The sequence below is a fragment of the Deinococcus sedimenti genome (assembly GCF_014648135.1).
GTDB classification, from domain to species: domain Bacteria; phylum Deinococcota; class Deinococci; order Deinococcales; family Deinococcaceae; genus Deinococcus; species Deinococcus sedimenti.
In genome coordinates this window covers 166,986-183,176 of sequence record NZ_BMQN01000004.1, presented here as the reverse complement: position 1 = coordinate 183,176, position 16,191 = coordinate 166,986, and the positions used below count along the sequence as shown (strand labels likewise).

Below are 16,191 nucleotides of genomic sequence, written 5' to 3'. Positions count from 1 at the left end.
GGATCAATCTTTGAGGTAGACGACGCGGCAGGCGCTGCCCGCCGAGCGGAACTGCGCGGCGGCCGCGTCTGAGATGGTCACGTCGGTGTACACCCGCGAGTTCGGGGCGAAGCGGCTGGGCTGGATGCGCTCGGCCTTCACGCGGGTGACGTTCTGGAAGGCGGCCAGATGTGATTCGGTGGTCACGTAGGTGTGCAGGTTCCCCGCCTGCACGAGTTCGCTGGACACCCCCTTGATCAGGGCGGCGTCGGGCCACAGCTGCTGCCCGCCCGCGTACACGATGCTGGTCATGTCCCGCTGGAACGCGCCCAGGCCGCGCACGTCGATGACGACCGTGCAGGCCAGTGGGCGCGTCTCGCTGCCTGCCCCGGGGGCCGCGCCACCACCGCGCGCGACGGGCGCGGCGGGGTCACTGCCACCGCCACTGCCGGCAGCGGCGCCGCCCCGTCCGGCCGCGGGCGTGCCGCCGTCCCCACCCGGACCACTCCCGGGCCGAGCGGAGGTGGGGGTGTCCGGGGTCCCGGCCGCGGGGGCCGTGCCTGTTCCGGGTGCAGGGGACGTCCCCGCAGCCGGGGTGGGGCTGGCGGCGGGGTCGCGGCTGGGCGTACCGGTCGCCGGAGCCGTTCCTGCGCCCGTGGTGGGCTCGGTGCGAGGGGCGGGGGAAGCGGCTGGGGCGGCCGGAGCAGAAGCGGCCGGGGCGGAGGTCCGCGGAGTGGGCGCGGCTGCCGCGGGACTCTGCGCCGCTGGAGTCTGCGGCGCGGCACTGCCGCTGGCCGGTCGGGCGGCTGGTGCGGGTGTAGCGGCAGGATCAGCGGCCCGACTGGCGGGTGTCGAGGCAACCGGAGCGGCCGAGACGGGCTCACTGGTCGTCGCGCGGCTGCTGGAGGGCGCCGGGCTGGCGGTGGGCGGGGTGGCGGCCGTCCGGTCACGGTTGGTGGACGCGACCGGGCTCGTGTCGGCGGGTGTGTCGGCACGGCTCACAGGCCGCGCGGGAATGCCACGCACGTCCACCGGGGCTTCGGCGGGGCTCGCGCTGCGGACCGGGGTGGCCTGGGCGACCACACCCTCCGGGGCGGTGCGGGTCAGGTCCTCGCGGCGGGGCAGGGCACTGATCGGCCCGGCGTCCGACGGAGCGGTTGCGGCGGTGCGGGGAGCCTCGGGGGCCGCCTGCTCCGGTTCCGCCGCGCGGGCAGGGGTCGGCCCGGACGCGGCGTCCGCCTCACCGGTGGCGGCGGGTCGGGTCGCGGCGTCCAACGAGGGCAGCTCTGATGGGGTTGGCGTGGCGTCTGAGTCACGGGGCGCGGCTGGAGCAGCTGGGGCCGCCTGAACAGGGGTCGGCGCGGACGCGACCGGGGTGGCAGGGGCGGGCTCAGGTGACGGTGCAGCCCGGTCCGCCGGAGCCTGCGCCGCTCGGGTCGGCGCGGCGGGTGACTGGGCTGCGGCCGTCTGGGATGCGGCCGTCTGGGATGCGGCCGTCTGGGATGCAGGAGCCTGACTCGTTGGGGTGGGCGCCGACGTGGTCGGCTGTGGCGGCGTCGGCCGGGTCTCGGCAGTCTGGCGCGCGGGCGTGGCCGGACTGGGGGTCCGGCTGGGACGCTCCGGGGTGGGACGCGGCGTGGTGATCGTCCGGGCCGGTGTCGGTGGGGTCGCAGGTGGCGCCGGGGCGAGCGTCACGACTTCCAGCGGCGCGCGGGTCGCATCGGGCGCCGCAGCAGGTGGCAGCGGCTGGGGACGCAGGGCGAGCAGGCCCGCGAGCAGCGCCACGTGCACCGCGACGGTCGCGGCGGCGGCGCGGCGGCCCTCGCGGGATTCAGGGGGCGTGGGGCGGGGCAGGGTGGTCACGGTGCGGCCCCGCCGTCCTGCCCGGTCTGCGTGCCCAGTGCGAGGCGGGTGCCGCCCGCCTTCTTGATCTCATCCATCACGCCGACGACGGTGCCGTAACTGCCGCGCTCGTCGGCGCGCAGGCCCACCACGCCGCCCGACTGTTCCGCCAGGGGCCGCAGTTGCGCGCCCAGTTTGGCCAGGGTGGTGGCCTTGCCGTTCAGGAACACCTGCCCGGCGCGGTTGACACTCACGATGGGCAGGTCCGGCGTTTCCTGCACGCTGCTGCTCGCGCGGGGCAGGTCCAGCGGCAGCGCGTTCTGCCGCGCACCCAGCGTGCTCGTCAGGAAGAAGAAGATCAGCAGCAGCAGTACGATGTCCACCATCGGCGCGAAGTCGAACGTCACCGGGTCGTGATCCCCCCGGAAGCGGCGGCGGGCGGGGCGGGTCATACGGACTCCGGGTGAACGGGTGGCGTCATTCGTTCCGTCGGGGCGGAAGCCCTGGGCAACGGCTTCACTGCGCGCCGCCGAACGTCAGGGCGACCTCCGGGATGGGTGCGTCGGCGCGCACGGGGGCCGGGGTGGGGGCGGGGCGGGTCAGCCAGCCGGGCAGGTCCTCGCGCACCTGTTCGGCCTGCACCATGATCCGGTCGGCGCGGGCCCGCAGCGCGCCGCGCGCCACGTACGCGATCACGGCGACGATCAGGCCGCCCGCCGTGTTGATCAGCGCCTCGCTGATCCCGGTCGCCAGTTGCGCGGGCGTGGGGGCGGTCGTCTGGCTGAACACCAGGAAGGAGCGGACCATGCCGATGACGGTGCCCAGCAGGCCCAGCAGCGGCGCGACCTGCGCGGCGGTGCCCAGCGCGCCCAGCCCGGCGTACAGACGGGCGTCCTCGTGCAGCAGCGCGGAGTGCATGGCGCTCTCGGCGGCGGGGACGCCCCGGTCGGCGCGGGCCAGTCCGGCGCGCAGGACCTGCGCGGCGGGGCTGGGGTGCGCGGCGCGGTCTACCTCGGCCAGCGCGGCGTGCGGGCCGCTCTCGGCGGTGACGGCGCGGGCGCGTTCCACCAGCGTGCGGGCGTCCGCGCCCAATCGGGCCAGCGCCTGCGCGCGGGCGACGCTCAGGTAGACCACGTACACCGACAGGGCCAGCAGCACCCACAACAGCGGGCCAGCCGCGCGAACCAGATCAAGGATGGTCATGACCTCCACGGGTAGCACGCGCGCACGTGGCAACCGTGAAAAAAGCGTGCAGCACACTCATGAGGAGGCGCGTGGGTGGACGGGCAGGTCGGTCGTTGCGGGCGCTGAAGCCGCTTTCTCCGTGCCCACGGCAGGCGGGCGGAGACGAACGCTCACTTCGTACGTTCCTGCTGACCCTGCCGTCCGGAATCCGCAGTGAATCACTCGACTTTAGGCTCCGGGACGGGTAAAATAACCCGGTAAGTAGGAATCATTCCTAACAAAACACACCCTGATTCCCGAAGGAGCCCGCATGACCCACCAGCTCGAAATCCGCAACCTGCACGCCACCGTCGGCGACCAGCCCATCCTCAAAGGCATCAACCTGACCGTGCCCCGCGGCGAACTACACGCCATCATGGGCCCCAACGGCAACGGCAAGAGCACCCTCGCCAAGGTCATCGTCGGCGACCCCGAATACACCGTCACCGAAGGCGAAATCCTCGTCGACGGCCAGAACATCCTTGAGATGGAACCCGACGAACGCGCCCGCCTCGGCGTCTTCCTGGCCTTCCAGTACCCCGTCGAGATCCCCGGCGTCACCATCGCCAACTTCCTGCGCCTCGCCATGCAGGCCCGCAAAGCCGAAGGCGAAGAAGTGAGCTTCACCGAGTTCTACGGCAAACTCCAGAGCGCCCTCAAGACCCTCGAATGGGACGAGAGCATCGTCGAACGCTACCTGAACGCCGGCTTCTCGGGCGGCGAGAAGAAACGCAACGAGATCCTCCAGATGCTCATGCTGGAACCCAACTACATCATCATGGACGAAACCGACAGCGGCCTCGACGTCGACGCCCTGAAGATCGTCTCCAAGGGCGTGAACAGCATGCGCGGCCCGGGCCTCGGCGGCCTGATCATCACCCACTACCAGCGCCTGCTGGACTACATCGTCCCCGACAAGGTCCACATCATCCTCGACGGCAAGGTCGTCCAGACCGGCGGCCCCGAACTCGCCAAGAAGATGGACACCGAAGGCTACGACTGGGTCAAGGAACTCGCCACGGCGTAACGCCGTTGATGGTGAACGGTTGACGGTTGATGGCCGACCCCACGCGGGGCCCGTGTCCATCAACCCTCGCTTCCCTCTCACCCTCCGAAGGAGCAGCACATGACCATCAATCCCGAAGTGAACGAGATCAACGCCACGTACGAGTACGGGTGGAGCAGCCCGGAACGCTACGCGATCAAGGCCCCCAAGGGCCTGAGCCGCGACGTCGTGGAAATGATCAGCAAGGCCAAGGACGAACCCCAGTGGATGCTGGACTTCCGCCTGAAGGCCCTGGACATCTTCCTGAGCAAGCCCATGCCCGAGTGGGGCGCGGACCTGTCGGGCCTGAACCTCGACGAGATCTACTACTACATCAAGCCCGAGGGCTTCAACGCGCGCAGCTGGGACGACGTGCCCGCCGACGTGAAGGAGACCTTCGAGCGTCTGGGCATCCCCGAGGCGGAGCGCGCCGCGCTGGCCGGTGTGGGCGCGCAGTACGAATCCGAGATGGTGTACCACAACCTCAAGGAGGAGTGGGAGAAGCTCGGCGTGGTGTTCCTGAGCATCGAGGACGGCCTGAAGGAGTACCCGGAACTGTTCCGCGAGCACTTCGCGACGATCGTGCCCCCCGAGGACAACAAGTTCGCGGCCGTGAACTCGGCCGTGTGGTCGGGCGGCTCGTTCGTGTACGTGCCCAAGGGCGTCAAGGTGGACATCCCCCTGCAGACGTACTTCCGCATCAACGCGGAAAGCAGCGGGCAGTTCGAGCGCACCCTGATCATCATCGACGAGGGCGCGCAGGCGCACTACATCGAGGGCTGCACCGCCCCCGCGTACAGCAGCGACAGCTTCCACAGCGGCGTGATCGAGATCGTCGTGAAGGAAGGCGCCCGCTTCCGCTACAGCACCATCCAGAACTGGAGCCACAACGTCTACAACCTCGTGACCCAGCGCGCCGCCGTGTACGGCAACGGCGTCATGGAATGGGTGGACGGGAACCTGGGCAGCAAGGTCACCATGAAGTACCCCGCCTGCTACCTGCTGGAAGAAGGCGCGCGCGGCGAGGTCCTGAGCATCGCCATGGCCGGTCGCGGCCAGCACCAGGACGCCGGAGCGAAGATCGTGCACTTCGCGCCCCACACCAGCGGCACCATCGTGTCCAAGAGCATCAGCAAGGACTCCGGGCGCAGCAGCTACCGCGGCCTCGTGAAAATCTACGAGGGCGCCAAGGGCAGCAAGACCAACGTCGAATGCGACGCCCTCCTGCTCGACGAGGAAGCCCGCACCGACACCTACCCCTACATCGAGATCGAGGAAAAAGACGCCAGCGTCGGCCACGAAGCGACCGTCTCCAAGATCAACGACGACCAGATCCTGTACCTCCAGAGCCGCGGCCTGTCTGAAGACGAGGCGGCCGGGCTGATCGTGCGCGGCTTCATCGAACCCATCGCGAAAGAGCTCCCCCTGGAGTACGCCGTGGAACTGAACCGCCTGATCGAACTGGAAATGGAAGGCTCGGTCGGCTGACCGCCCCCTGTCGCCCTCACGCTGCGGCGTGGGGGCGTCTCCCCTGCCCCGGAGGCCCCGCGTCATGAAACTGAATCACATCAATCTGGGTGTCACGGACGTGCCGCTGGCGGTCGAGATCTTCGAGCGGTTCTTCGGGTTGCGGCCGGCGGTCGGCATGCCGCGCAACGACGCGATGACGTTCCTGCTGGACGACGCGGACGCGCTGATCTCGGTGTTCCGGGTGAGGGACGTGGTGTACCCGAAGGTGTTCCACATCGGGTTCCTTCAGGAGTCGCCGGAGCAGGTGCGGGCGATTCACGCGCAGCTGACGCAGGGTGGGTTCATGGTGCCTGAACCGGTGGCGAACCACGGTCGGCTCACATTCTATTTTGACGCGCCGTTCGGCGTGGTGATCGAGGTCGAGGCGTTTCTCGGCGGCGAGCCACGGGGCGGGCGCGAGGAGGGTTCATGACGCAATTCAATGATCAACTGGCGCAGGTGCAGGGGCCCGAGTGGCTGACCGCGAAGCGCAGGGAAAGCCTGAAGCTGTTCACGACGCTGGAGGTGCCGCAGGAGTCGGTGGAGGCGTGGAAGTACACGCGCGTGGACGTGGATTTCGACGCGCTGCGCCCCCACGGGAAGCGTGACGTGGTGTCGGACGTGTCGGCGCTGCCCGCGAGCGTGCAGGAGCGCCTGAGCGGCACGGACGTGGGCGCGTTCCTCGTGCTGGACGGCCCGGACGTGGTGTACCGCACGGAACTCCCCGCCGAACTGACGGCGAAGGGCGTGATCTTCACGGATCTGAAGTCGGCGGTGGAGCAGCACGCGGACAAGGTGCAGCAGTACCTGTACAGCGTGGTGCCGGCCGAGGTGCCGGACGACACGACGATCGCCGCGCCGGGCACGACGCCCAGCAAGAGCCCGGATCCCAGCGAAGGGAAGTTCAGTGCGCTGGCAGCGGCCCTGTGGACGAACGGTGCGTTCGTGTACGTGCCGCGCGGCGTGGAGGTCGAACTGCCCCTGGGGAGCTTCCGCGTCATGAGCGACGCGGGGACGTACACCGCGACCCGCACGCTGGTCGTCGCCGAGGAGAACGCGCAGGTGACGTTCATCGACGAGCAGGACAGCGAGGCGCTGCCCGGCACGTACGCGATCGGCGCGGTGGAACTCGTCGTGAAGGACGGCGCGCGCGTCCGGTACGTCAGCATCCAGAACTGGGGCGAGGGCGTCACGCACATCCAGCGTCAGCGTGGCGACGTGGGCCGTGACGCGACCCTGAACTCCCTGGTCGTCACGATGGGCGGCACCCTGAGCCGCACCGAGATGCAGTCCTACCTGCGCGGGCAGGGTGCGGACAGCGAGATGCTGGCCCTGTACTTCGCGAACGCCGACCAGCACTTCGATCACTACACCCTGCAGCACCACGCGGCCGCGAACGCGCACAGCGACCTGCTGTACAAGGGCGTGAACAACGACCAGGCCGTCGGGGTGTTCAGCGGCATGATCAAGGTGGACCTGGGCGCGCAGAAGACCGACGCGTACCAGAAGCACCGCACCCTGATGCTCAGCAGCGAGGCCCGCAACTACAGCGTCCCGCAGCTGGAAATCAACGCGAACGACGTCCGCTGCAGCCACGGCAGCACCACCAGCCCCGTGGATCAGGAGGCGCTGTTCTTCCTGCGGTCGCGCGGCATCAGCAAGGAAACCGCCGAGAAGATGCTCGTCACCGCGTTCCTGGAGGACGTGCTGGGCCGCGTGCCCCTGGCGAGCGTCGTGAAGTACATCGAGGGCATCATCGCCAAGAAGGTCGGCGCGGCGTAACGCACGCCCGGCTCTGTGCCTGAACCGGTCCGTCCCGCGTGGACGGGCCGGTTTACACTACCGGGCATGGCGATGCGGGTGGTGGTCCCGGCGGATTACTTTCAGGTGCGGCAGCCGGATGAGGCGTTCGCAGAGCAGGCAGCGGCGTTCGCGGGGCTGGGGTGGAGCGTGTCCACGTTCGCGTTCGATGGGGACCGGGTGTTCCGCCCGGCGCTGATGCCGGATGAGACGGTGCTGTACCGGGGCTGGATGCTGGATGAGGTGGGGTACCGGGCGTTCGTGGGTGCGGTGGAGGCGGCGGACGCGCAGGTGCTGACGTCACCGGAGGCGTATCTGGCGGCGCATCACCTGCCGCGCTGGTTGCCACTGCTGGCGGACGTGACGCCGGAGACGGTGTGCTTCACGGATCTGGACGCCCTGCCGGGGTCGCTGGCGGCGCTGGGCTGGGACGGGTTTTTCGTGAAGGACTTCGTGAAGTCCCTGAAGACCGGTGCGGGCAGCCGCATCACGCGCCCTGATCAGATCGGGGAGCTGCTGGAGCGCATGGCGCACTTCCGGGGTCAGGTCGAGGGTGGGGTGTGCGTGCGCCGCGTGGAGAACCTGGATCCGGCGTCGGAGGTGCGGTTTTTCGTGCGCGGGGGGCGGGCGTTCAGCGCGGATGGCGCGGCGGTGCCTCAGCTGGTGCGGGAGGTCGCGAGGCGGATCGCGTCGCCGTTCTTCTCGGTGGACATCGCCCGGCGTGCCGATGGGGCGCAGCGGGTGGTGGAGGTCGGGGACGGGCAGGTGTCGGATCTGGTGGGCTGGACGCCTGCGCAGTTCATGGCGGTGTGGGCAGACTCGGAGGTGTAGGCGGACGGAGCGGGCTGATCAGCCGAGTTCCAGTTCGCCTTCTTCCTCGCCCCACCAGTTCACGCGGCGGGCCTTGACGGTGATCATGGTCAGGCCGGGGGTGTCCAGCCCTTCTTTGAACCACTGGGTCAGCTGGTCCTGCCAGTGGGGTTCCATGGTGGGGCGGTGGGTGGTGAGGGTCGCGTCGCCCTGCACGGCGATGAACAGGAAGGGTTTCTGCGACTGGAAGCCCAGCTGGACGTTCTTGTTCTTCTCGATGTCACGGGCGGCGCGGCTGTCAGCCCAGGTGAAGAAGTGGCTGGTGCCGTCGTAGTCGACCTCGCCGTTGTTGCTCATGGGGCGCGAGCCGAGGTGGCCGTACGCGGTGGTGGTGGTCAGGAGGCAGAGGTCGAGGCCGCGCATGAGGCGCGCGAGGTCTTTCAGGGTGCCGGGCATACCCCGAGCGTACGGGCGGCGCCGGGCGCGGGGATGACGTGGGGTTCATGGGAGGCTGGGGGTGTGCTGAGCGGAGCTTCAGGGTCGCGTCCTCCCCGGCGTCTGAATCCTTTCAGTTAGCATGGGGGCATGCGAACTCAGAAGCTGGGCGGAAGTGACCTGATGGTGCCGGTGGTCGCGGTGGGCTGCATGCGCATCGACGGCATGGAGCGGGGGGCGGCGTCGCACCTGATCGGGACGGCGCTGGAGCACGGCGCGAACTTCTTCGATCACGCGGACATCTACGGCGCGGGCCGCAGCGAGGAGGTGTTCGCGGACGCGGTCGGCATGAGCTCCAGCGTGCGCGAGGGCCTGATCCTGCAGTCCAAGTGCGGCATCCGCCCGGACATCCAGACCTTCGATTTCTCCCGCGAGCACATCCTCTCGTCGGTGGACGGCATCCTGAAACGGCTGCGGACCGAGTACCTGGACGTGCTGCTGCTGCACCGCCCCGACGCGCTGGTGGAACCCGAGGAGGTCGCCGCCGCGTTCGACCAGCTGGAACGGGAAGGGAAGGTGCGGCACTTCGGCGTGTCGAACCAGCACCCCCGTCAGATCGAGCTGCTGAAGAAGTTCGTGCGGCAGCCGCTGGTGGCGAACCAATTGCAGCTGAGCATCACGAACGCCACGATGATCACCAGTGGCCTGAACGTGAACATGGAAAACGCGTCGGCGGTGGACCGTGACGGGGGCGTGCTGGATTACTGCCGCCTGCACGACATCACCGTTCAGCCCTGGTCGCCGTTCCAGTTCGGGTTCTTTGAAGGGGTCTTCATCGGGCACGCGAAGTTCCCCGCACTGAACGCGAAACTGGACGAACTGGCCGCGAAGTACGGCGTGAGCAGCACGACGATCGCCATGGCGTGGCTGCTGCGCCACCCGGCGCGGATGCAGCCCGTGACGGGCACGACCACCCCGGAGCGGCTGGCGGACTGCCTGCGCGCAGCGGACGTCACCCTGACCCGCGAGGAATGGTACGGGCTGCTGATCGCGGCCGGGAACACGCTGCCCTGACCCGGGGGGAGGTTCCGCCGCCCCGGCTAGACTGCCGTCATGAGACGCAGGGTGGTGTGGGCGGCGGCGCTCGTAGCGGGCGGGGCGCTGCTGAGCGGGTGCGCGGACGTGCGGTACCTGACGCAGGCGGCGGGCGGGCAGCTGGACCTGCTGCGCCGCGCGCGGCCCCTGGCGGACGTGCTGGCCGATCCGGGCACCCCGGCGGGCGTGCGGCGCCGCCTGCAACTGGCGTCGGACGTGCGGGCCTTCGCGGTCGCGCCGGAGGCGGCGGGTGGGCTGGGCCTGCCGGACCACGGGTCCTTCCTGAAGTACGTGGACGTGGGGCGGCCGTACGTGGTGTGGAACGTGTTTTCCGCGCCGGAGTTCAGCGTGACGCTGGACACGTCGTGCTTCCCGGTGGCGGGCTGCGTGGGGTACCGGGGGTACTTCAGCGAGGCGTCGGCGCTCTCGGACGCGCAGGCGCGGCGCGCGGCGGGCCGGGACGTGAACGTGGGCGGCGTCAGCGCGTACTCCACGCTGGGGTACCTGAAGGACCCCCTGCTGTCCACCATGCTGACCTACCCGGACGCGACGCTGATCCGCACGATCATCCACGAGCTGTCCCACCCGAGCCTGTACGTGGCGGGCGACACGGTCTTCAACGAGTCGTACGCCACGGCGGTGGAAGAGGAGGGCATGCGCCGCTGGCTGGCCGCGCACGGCACGCCCGAACTGCGCGAACAGGACCGGCTGGCCCAGGAGCGGCAGGCGGGGTTCGAGGCGCTGCTGCTGGACACCCGCGCGCGGCTGGAGGCGCTGTACGCCACGTCCGGCCTGACGGAAACCGACCGCCGCGAGCGCAAGGGCGCGATCCTGGCGGACATGAATGCCCGATACGCGACGCTGAAGGCGTCCTGGGGCGGGTACGCGGGCTACGACGCGTTCTTCGCGCGGGGCGTGAACAACGCGACGCTGGGCGCCGTGGCGGCCTACGCGACGATGGTCCCGGACTTCCAGGCACTGCTGGCGCGGGTGAACGGGCACCTGCCCACCTTCATCGAGGAGGCCCGCGTGTGCAGTCGCCGCCCGCAGGCGGAGCGGGCCGCGTGCCTGCGCGGTTCCTGACCGGCGGCCCTCACGGTCGGTCCCCAGATGCCGTCCTGAACGCCGCGCCGCGTGAGAGGGCGGTCTCACGCCCGGCCGGGCGCGCGTCTGCTACCGGCGGGTCACTGCGCCCCCACCGTGGGGGACCGGACTGACGTGCGGCGTGAGGGGCCAGTGACGTCTCCCTGAATCGCATGAACGCCGCGTGCGCCGCGCCTGAGTGGAGGACTGGCGCGCCTTTGAGCGTGCCCCCAGGGAACGCGCAGCTTCGCCCCGCAAGGTGGGAAGCAGGAACAGCCCAGAGCGGTCGTTCACTTCTCCCCGCCCGGCCCACCGTGGCCGCGCGACCCTGAAAGAGGTGCTCCATGCGTCAAGAGAATGCCCCCCGTCCCGCCCTGCGCCGCCCCCTGCTGGGTCTGCTCACGCTGAGCCTGCTGGCTGCCCCTGCGGCGCTGGCCCAGACCGCCAATCCGGTCATGCCGCCCGCCCCGGCGCCCGTCACCACCGAACCCACTCCTGCGGCACCGGCCCCCGCGCCGACCACGCCGCCTGAACCGGCACCGGCCGAGACCACCCCCACGGACGCGGCTCCCGCTGACGCGGCCCCGACGGACGCCACGCCCGCCACCGTAGCGCCGACCGAGACGGCTCCGGCCGACGCCCCGACTGGTGACGTCCCGCCAAGCAGCCTGCCGGCCGCGGGCAGCGTCACCGTGCCCAAACTGGACGGCGAGGAGGTCCTGAAGACCGTCCCAACCGTGCTGGGCGAGGCGCTGATCTACCGGGGCGACGCCGAGGACGCCCTGGCCCGCACCGCGCAGGCCCTGGTCGCCGAGGGCTATCAGGCCGCCGGCGCCGGGGGTGCGGCCCCCACCGCCGACGCGGCGGGCGTCACCACGTTGACCCTGACGAAGGATGACCAGCAGTTCCAGCTGACGCAGAGGAGCAGCATGGGTCTGACGGTCGTGGCGCTCGCCCGCCTGCCCGAGAGCGAGAACACCCCGGCCGCCCCCGCAGCCGAGACGCCCGCACCCGACCGTGCGCCTGCCACCGACCCGGCCCCAGCAGACACGGCGCCCAGCGAGGCCCCAGCGGAGGCAGCCCCGGCTGAACCCGCCCCGGCAGACGCCGCACCGACTGAGCCCGCACCGACCGAACCGGCTCCCGGTGAGCCTGCCCCGACCGAGCCCGTGACCCCGGCGCCGGTCACGCCGCCCAGCCAACCCTGAGCGCAGCGCCCCTCCAGGTGCGAAGCCGCCCCTCACCGGGGCGGTTTTTTCGCGTCCACAGACACAGCCGCCGGGTGATATCGGTGCCATGGGCCGAACAACACCACAGGACGCCGAGAGGGCCTTCCTCAATGTCCCTGGAACGGCACCGCCAGGCCTCCGGACAGTCGTGATAGAGGCAGCGCCCCCCGGAGGCAGCAGCGCTCCTGCGGTCCGTGTTGTCCTGAAGGTGCCACCCGACCTCTGGATCAGGCGGGACAAGGGACGCGCAGTAGCCTGGGACACAGGACATCGTCAGCGGCGCAGGTTATTCCCGGGGCCATCTTCCTACACGCGGACCGGGGCGGTTCCCGCGGCGGGGGTCAACGAGGAGCGCCGCCTCTCCGTTGGGAGGGGCGGCGCTCGGGAAGAGGATTACTCTTCGGTCTTCTCTTCGGTGGCTTCGCCTTCGGGCTCGCCGGCGGCTTCGGCCTTGGCTTCCTCGACGGTGGCGTCGCCTTCCAGGATGGCGGCGGCAGCTTCCTCGCTGATCTCGCCAGCGGCGACCAGTCCGGCCACCTGGGCAGCCTGCTGCTCGGCGGCGGCTTCGCCTTCGCTGAGGCGGGGCGCCAGGACGCTGATGACGACCTGCTCGGCGTCACCGGCGAGCTTCACGCCTTCGGGCAGCTTGACCTGACCGGCGGTAACGTGGTCACCGATGTTCAGCTTGGTGACGTCCACGACGAGTTCCTGGGGGATGCGGCGGGGGCCGGGGGCGATGACGCTCAGGTTGTGGACGACGATGTCCACGAGGCCGCCCATGACTTCGCCCTGGCTCTTACCCTTGGTGTGCACGGGGACGTTCACTTCGACGGGTTCACCGTAGGTGACCATGTAGAAGTCCACGTGGATGGGGGTGCGCTTGCGCTTGTCCATCTGCACGGTCTTGACCAGCGCGGGGAAGGTCTCGCCGCCTTCGATGGTGATGTCGAACAGGCCGGTGGTGCTCTGCTGACGGAAGGCGCGGTCGAAGGCCTTCTTGTCGAGGGTGAAGGAGACGTTCTTCTCCTTGTTGTAGGCGACGGCGGGGATCAGGCCTTCAGCGAGCTTTTCCTGGCTCTTGCGGGGTTTGGCGTTCAGTTCCATGTGCTCTTTCTCCTTCGGGGACGTTCTTCGCCGCCTCACTCTCGCCGCGCGGTTCCGCTCGGGGCGGGGCGGGGGGCGGGCGTGCAACCGTGACAGCATAGCAAACGCGCATAGGCGGGTGGAAGGGTCACGGGGGCCTCTGCTAGACTCTGTGGCGTTGCCGCGCGGCCGCCCCACCCAGCGGGTGCGGAGATGGCCCCGGACGAGGACAAGGAGAAGACATGATCAGTGTGACTGAACTGCGCAACGGCACGAAAGTGGAGATGGACGGCGGCCTGTGGGAGTGCCTGGAGTACTCGCACCTGAAGATGGGCCGCGGCGGCGCGAAGGTCGTCACGAAGTTCCGCAACATGGAAAGCGGTTCGATCGTGGACCGCACCTTCAACAGCGGCGAGAAGCTGCAGGACATCTACGTGGAAGGCAAGAAGATGCAGTACCTCTACCCCGACGGTGAGGACTTCGTGTTCATGGACCTGGACACCTTCGACCAGATCACGCTGGGCAAGGGCCTCGTCAGCGACGCGGCGAAGTTCATGAAGGAGAACACCGAGGTGGAAGTCGCCATGTACGGCGAGAAGCCCCTGAGCATCACGCTGCCCAACCAGGTCATCCTGAAGATCGTGCAGACCGACCCCGGTGTGCGCGGCGACACGGTGTCCGGCGGCACGAAACCCGCCACGCTGGAAACCGGCGCCGTGGTGCAGGTGCCCCTGTTCGTCGAGCAGGACACCAGCGTGAAGGTGGACACCCGCACGGGTCAGTACCTCAGCCGCGCGTAAATGACGTGACGTGACTGCGCCGCCCCCGGTTTCTCCGGCGGGCGGCGCGCACGTTTTCCCTTGGACTGAGTTCAGTCCGCGCCCGGCGCCCGGGACCGTTCCCGAATCACGATTGCCGCTAGACTGCGCATCAGCCAAACGAGCGTTAGGCTGCGGGAGGCACCTCCCTCTCACCCGGCACGGGGCATGATTGGGAGCAGCACCCGCAGAACACCCGAACTTCAAGGAGGGGCCATGAACCCGAACGACCTGAAACAGATTCTCGATGCCCTCACGTACGCCGACGTGCGCGAATTCAGCCTGCGCACCGGCAGCTTCGACCTGAGCCTCAAACGCGGCCCGCAGGCCTTCGCCGCGCCCGCCCCCATGCCCGCACCCGGCCCCGCACCAGTCGCGGCCCCCATGCCCGCCAGCGCCCCCGCGTTCGCGCCCATGCCCGCACCCGCCATGCCTGCCCCCCAGGTGCAGGACAGCGCCCCCGCCACGCCCGCGCAGGCCAGTGCCCCGGCCCCCACGCCCGCCGAGGCACCCGCCGAGAAGCCCGCCAGCAAGGGCACGCCCGTCAAGGCGCCCATCGTCGGCACCTTCTACGCGTCCAGCAGCCCCGACGCCGCCCCCTACGTGAAGGTCGGCGACACCGTCGCCGCCGGGCAGGTGCTGTGCATCATCGAGGCGATGAAACTCATGAACGAGATCGAAGCCGAACAGGGCGGCACCATTCGCGAGATCCTCGTGAAGAACGCCGAACCCGTCGAGTACGGCCAGACGCTGTTCATCATTGAATGACGTCAAAACGTCGAAGGGTCGAACGGTCGAAGGGTCCAGGCGTCAAGAGTGAACTTTCTTTGACCCTTTGACCCCTTGGACTCTTCGACCCTCAGACACTTTGACCCCGCTGGAGGCATGCATGTTCAAGAAGATCCTGATCGCCAACCGTGGCGAGATTGCCCTGCGCGTCATCCGGACGGCGCGGGAGATGGGCGTGAAGACGGTCGTGGTGTACTCCACGGCGGACGAGAAGAGCCTGCCGGTACTGCTGGCGGACGAGTCGGTGTGCGTGGGCCCACCCGCGAGCAACCAGTCGTACCTGAACATCCCGAACATCCTCTCGGCGGCGCTCATGACGGGCGCGGAGGGGATTCACCCGGGGTACGGGTTCATGGCGGAGAACCCGGATTTCGCGGAGATGTGCCGCGAGCACGGCATCACGTTCATCGGGCCGACGCCCGAGAGCATGCGCGCCCTCGGATCCAAGGCCGGTGGGCGCGAGATCGCCGCGATGAGCAATGTCCCGGTCGTGCCGGGCACCGGCGTGCTGGACACCGTGGACGACGCGCTGCTGGCCGCGAAGCAGATCGGGTACCCGGTGCTGCTGAAGGCCAGCGCGGGCGGCGGCGGGCGCGGGCAGAAGGTCATCCGCACGCAGGAGGAACTCGCCAAGGGCTTCGCGCAGGCGCAGGAGGAAGCGCGGCTGTACTTCGGTGATCCGGCGATCATCATGGAGAAGTTCCTGGAGGAATTCCGGCACGTCGAGGTGCAGGTCATGGGCGACGGGCAGGGCCACGTCATCCACATCGGCGAGCGTGACTGCTCCATCCAGCGGCGCAACCAGAAACTGATCGAGGAGGCGCCCAGCACCCTGCCGGACACGCTGCGTCAGGAGATCCTCGCGGCCGGCGTGCGCCTCGCCAAGCACGTGAACTACGCCGGGGCGGGCACGCTGGAATTCATCGTGGACCGCGACGGGAACTACTACTTCATGGAGATGAACACCCGCATCCAGGTGGAACACTGCGTCTCCGAGGAGATCTCCGGGCTGGACTTCGTGAAGCTGCAGCTGGAGATCGCCGCCGGGTACGGCCTGAAACTCCAGCAGGAGGACGTGGTCCTGCGCGGGCACGCCATCGAGTGCCGCCTGAACGCCGAGGATCCCGACAAGGACTTCCGCCCGGCCGCCGGGAAGATCGACGACGTGCACTTCGCGGGCGGCCCCGGCGTGCGCGTGGACAGCCACTGCTACACCGGCTACGTGATCCCCCCCCACTACGACAGCCTGATCGGCAAGCTGATCGTGCACCACGACACGCGTGAGCAGGCGATTGCCCGCATGAAGCGCGCGCTGGAAGAAACCGTCATCCAGGGACCCAAGACGACCATTCCGCTGTACGTGAAGATCATGGACAACCCGTTCTACAAGCGCGGGGCGGTCATGACGAACTTCCTGAAAACGCGCATGGACATGTAAAACCCATGGCGG

At 69.3% G+C, this 16,191-nt stretch carries 16 protein-coding genes; 11 read left to right on the top strand and 5 right to left on the bottom strand.

Annotation, left to right across the window (positions count from 1 at the left end):
• Positions 1 to 3: 3 nt before the first annotated feature.
• The 3 genes from IEY69_RS11530 to IEY69_RS11520 all read right to left on the bottom strand — a co-directional run bounded on the left by IEY69_RS11530 (position 4) and on the right by IEY69_RS11520 (position 3,024).
• Positions 4 to 1,842, bottom strand: coding sequence for a hypothetical protein (locus tag IEY69_RS11530; RefSeq protein WP_189073287.1), 1,839 nt, complete (start codon positions 1,840 to 1,842; stop codon positions 4 to 6).
• Positions 1,839 to 2,273: an ExbD/TolR family protein gene (locus tag IEY69_RS11525; RefSeq protein ID WP_189073286.1), complete on the bottom strand. Its 435-nt coding sequence runs from the start codon at positions 2,271 to 2,273 to the stop codon at positions 1,839 to 1,841. Before IEY69_RS11525 ends, IEY69_RS11530 begins: the two co-directional genes overlap by 4 nt.
• A gap of 64 nt (positions 2,274 to 2,337) precedes the next feature.
• Complete coding sequence (locus IEY69_RS11520; RefSeq protein WP_189073285.1) at positions 2,338 to 3,024, bottom strand: MotA/TolQ/ExbB proton channel family protein; 687 nt, start codon at positions 3,022 to 3,024, stop codon at positions 2,338 to 2,340.
• 292 nt (positions 3,025 to 3,316) lie between these two features.
• On the opposite strand from IEY69_RS11520, the gene sufC reads away from it, so the two are divergent.
• The 5 genes from sufC (at position 3,317) to IEY69_RS21960 (ending at position 8,230) form a co-directional block, all read left to right on the top strand.
• On the top strand, positions 3,317 to 4,072 hold the full coding sequence (gene sufC, locus IEY69_RS11515) for a Fe-S cluster assembly ATPase SufC (RefSeq protein ID WP_062157391.1): 756 nt from the start codon (positions 3,317 to 3,319) through the stop codon (positions 4,070 to 4,072).
• Positions 4,073 to 4,171: 99 nt separating this feature from the next.
• Entirely contained in the window at positions 4,172 to 5,578 is a 1,407-nt protein-coding gene (gene sufB, locus IEY69_RS11510) for a Fe-S cluster assembly protein SufB (protein WP_062157390.1), read from the top strand.
• 64 nt (positions 5,579 to 5,642) lie between these two features.
• Positions 5,643 to 6,032: a VOC family protein gene (locus IEY69_RS11505; RefSeq protein WP_189073284.1), complete on the top strand. Its 390-nt coding sequence runs from the start codon at positions 5,643 to 5,645 to the stop codon at positions 6,030 to 6,032.
• A complete protein-coding gene (gene sufD / locus IEY69_RS11500) occupies positions 6,029 to 7,381 on the top strand; it encodes a Fe-S cluster assembly protein SufD (protein ID WP_189073283.1) in 1,353 nt (450 codons plus the stop codon). The genes IEY69_RS11505 and sufD overlap by 4 nt, the downstream gene beginning before the upstream one ends.
• Positions 7,382 to 7,447: 66 nt before the next feature.
• A complete protein-coding gene (locus tag IEY69_RS21960; protein WP_189073282.1) occupies positions 7,448 to 8,230 on the top strand; it encodes an ATP-grasp domain-containing protein in 783 nt (260 codons plus the stop codon).
• Between the two features lie 18 nt (positions 8,231 to 8,248).
• Here IEY69_RS21960 and IEY69_RS11490 read toward each other — a convergent pair whose 3' ends face one another.
• Positions 8,249 to 8,665, bottom strand: a complete 417-nt coding sequence (locus tag IEY69_RS11490) for a pyridoxamine 5'-phosphate oxidase family protein (protein ID WP_189073281.1) — start codon at positions 8,663 to 8,665, stop codon at positions 8,249 to 8,251.
• 129 nt (positions 8,666 to 8,794) lie between these two features.
• On the opposite strand from IEY69_RS11490, the gene IEY69_RS11485 reads away from it, so the two are divergent.
• The 3 genes from IEY69_RS11485 (at position 8,795) to IEY69_RS11475 (ending at position 12,030) form a co-directional block, all read left to right on the top strand.
• Positions 8,795 to 9,718 (top strand): aldo/keto reductase, encoded by a 924-nt coding sequence (locus IEY69_RS11485; protein ID WP_189073280.1) that lies wholly within the window; start codon positions 8,795 to 8,797, stop codon positions 9,716 to 9,718.
• Positions 9,719 to 9,757: 39 nt separating this feature from the next.
• On the top strand, positions 9,758 to 10,822 hold the full coding sequence (locus IEY69_RS11480) for an aminopeptidase (RefSeq protein ID WP_189073279.1): 1,065 nt from the start codon (positions 9,758 to 9,760) through the stop codon (positions 10,820 to 10,822).
• Between the two features lie 344 nt (positions 10,823 to 11,166).
• The gene (locus tag IEY69_RS11475; protein ID WP_189073278.1) at positions 11,167 to 12,030 is read left to right on the top strand and encodes a hypothetical protein; all 864 of its coding nucleotides are present in this window, start codon (positions 11,167 to 11,169) and stop codon (positions 12,028 to 12,030) included.
• A gap of 414 nt (positions 12,031 to 12,444) precedes the next feature.
• On the opposite strand, the gene IEY69_RS11470 is transcribed toward IEY69_RS11475, so the two are convergent.
• On the bottom strand, positions 12,445 to 13,155 hold the full coding sequence (locus tag IEY69_RS11470; protein WP_189073277.1) for a 50S ribosomal protein L25/general stress protein Ctc: 711 nt from the start codon (positions 13,153 to 13,155) through the stop codon (positions 12,445 to 12,447).
• Between the two features lie 221 nt (positions 13,156 to 13,376).
• Here IEY69_RS11470 and efp point away from each other — a divergent pair, with 221 nt between their 5' ends.
• The 3 genes from efp to accC all read left to right on the top strand — a co-directional run bounded on the left by efp (position 13,377) and on the right by accC (position 16,179).
• Positions 13,377 to 13,934: an elongation factor P gene (efp, locus tag IEY69_RS11465; protein WP_189073276.1), complete on the top strand. Its 558-nt coding sequence runs from the start codon at positions 13,377 to 13,379 to the stop codon at positions 13,932 to 13,934.
• A 234-nt stretch (positions 13,935 to 14,168) separates the two neighbouring features.
• Positions 14,169 to 14,720 (top strand): acetyl-CoA carboxylase biotin carboxyl carrier protein, encoded by a 552-nt coding sequence (gene accB / locus IEY69_RS11460; RefSeq protein ID WP_189073275.1) that lies wholly within the window; start codon positions 14,169 to 14,171, stop codon positions 14,718 to 14,720.
• Positions 14,721 to 14,841: 121 nt separating this feature from the next.
• Positions 14,842 to 16,179, top strand: coding sequence for an acetyl-CoA carboxylase biotin carboxylase subunit (gene accC, locus IEY69_RS11455; protein WP_189073274.1), 1,338 nt, complete (start codon positions 14,842 to 14,844; stop codon positions 16,177 to 16,179).
• Positions 16,180 to 16,191 lie beyond the last annotated feature (12 nt).

Excerpts from the sequence above, each read along its gene's own strand:
- IEY69_RS11525 (WP_189073286.1), bottom strand. The coding sequence starts at position 2,273 with ATGACCCGCCCCGCCCGCCGCCGCTTCCGGGGGGATCACGACCCGGTG.
- IEY69_RS11520 (WP_189073285.1), bottom strand. The coding sequence starts at position 3,024 with ATGACCATCCTTGATCTGGTTCGCGCGGCTGGCCCGCTGTTGTGGGTG.
- sufC (WP_062157391.1), top strand. The coding sequence starts at position 3,317 with ATGACCCACCAGCTCGAAATCCGCAACCTGCACGCCACCGTCGGCGAC.
- sufB (WP_062157390.1), top strand. The coding sequence starts at position 4,172 with ATGACCATCAATCCCGAAGTGAACGAGATCAACGCCACGTACGAGTAC.
- IEY69_RS11505 (WP_189073284.1), top strand. The coding sequence starts at position 5,643 with ATGAAACTGAATCACATCAATCTGGGTGTCACGGACGTGCCGCTGGCG.
- sufD (WP_189073283.1), top strand. The coding sequence starts at position 6,029 with ATGACGCAATTCAATGATCAACTGGCGCAGGTGCAGGGGCCCGAGTGG.
- IEY69_RS21960 (WP_189073282.1), top strand. The coding sequence starts at position 7,448 with ATGGCGATGCGGGTGGTGGTCCCGGCGGATTACTTTCAGGTGCGGCAG.
- IEY69_RS11490 (WP_189073281.1), bottom strand. The coding sequence starts at position 8,665 with ATGCCCGGCACCCTGAAAGACCTCGCGCGCCTCATGCGCGGCCTCGAC.
- IEY69_RS11485 (WP_189073280.1), top strand. The coding sequence starts at position 8,795 with ATGCGAACTCAGAAGCTGGGCGGAAGTGACCTGATGGTGCCGGTGGTC.
- IEY69_RS11480 (WP_189073279.1), top strand. The coding sequence starts at position 9,758 with ATGAGACGCAGGGTGGTGTGGGCGGCGGCGCTCGTAGCGGGCGGGGCG.
- IEY69_RS11475 (WP_189073278.1), top strand. The coding sequence starts at position 11,167 with ATGCGTCAAGAGAATGCCCCCCGTCCCGCCCTGCGCCGCCCCCTGCTG.
- IEY69_RS11470 (WP_189073277.1), bottom strand. The coding sequence starts at position 13,155 with ATGGAACTGAACGCCAAACCCCGCAAGAGCCAGGAAAAGCTCGCTGAA.
- efp (WP_189073276.1), top strand. The coding sequence starts at position 13,377 with ATGATCAGTGTGACTGAACTGCGCAACGGCACGAAAGTGGAGATGGAC.
- accB (WP_189073275.1), top strand. The coding sequence starts at position 14,169 with ATGAACCCGAACGACCTGAAACAGATTCTCGATGCCCTCACGTACGCC.
- accC (WP_189073274.1), top strand. The coding sequence starts at position 14,842 with ATGTTCAAGAAGATCCTGATCGCCAACCGTGGCGAGATTGCCCTGCGC.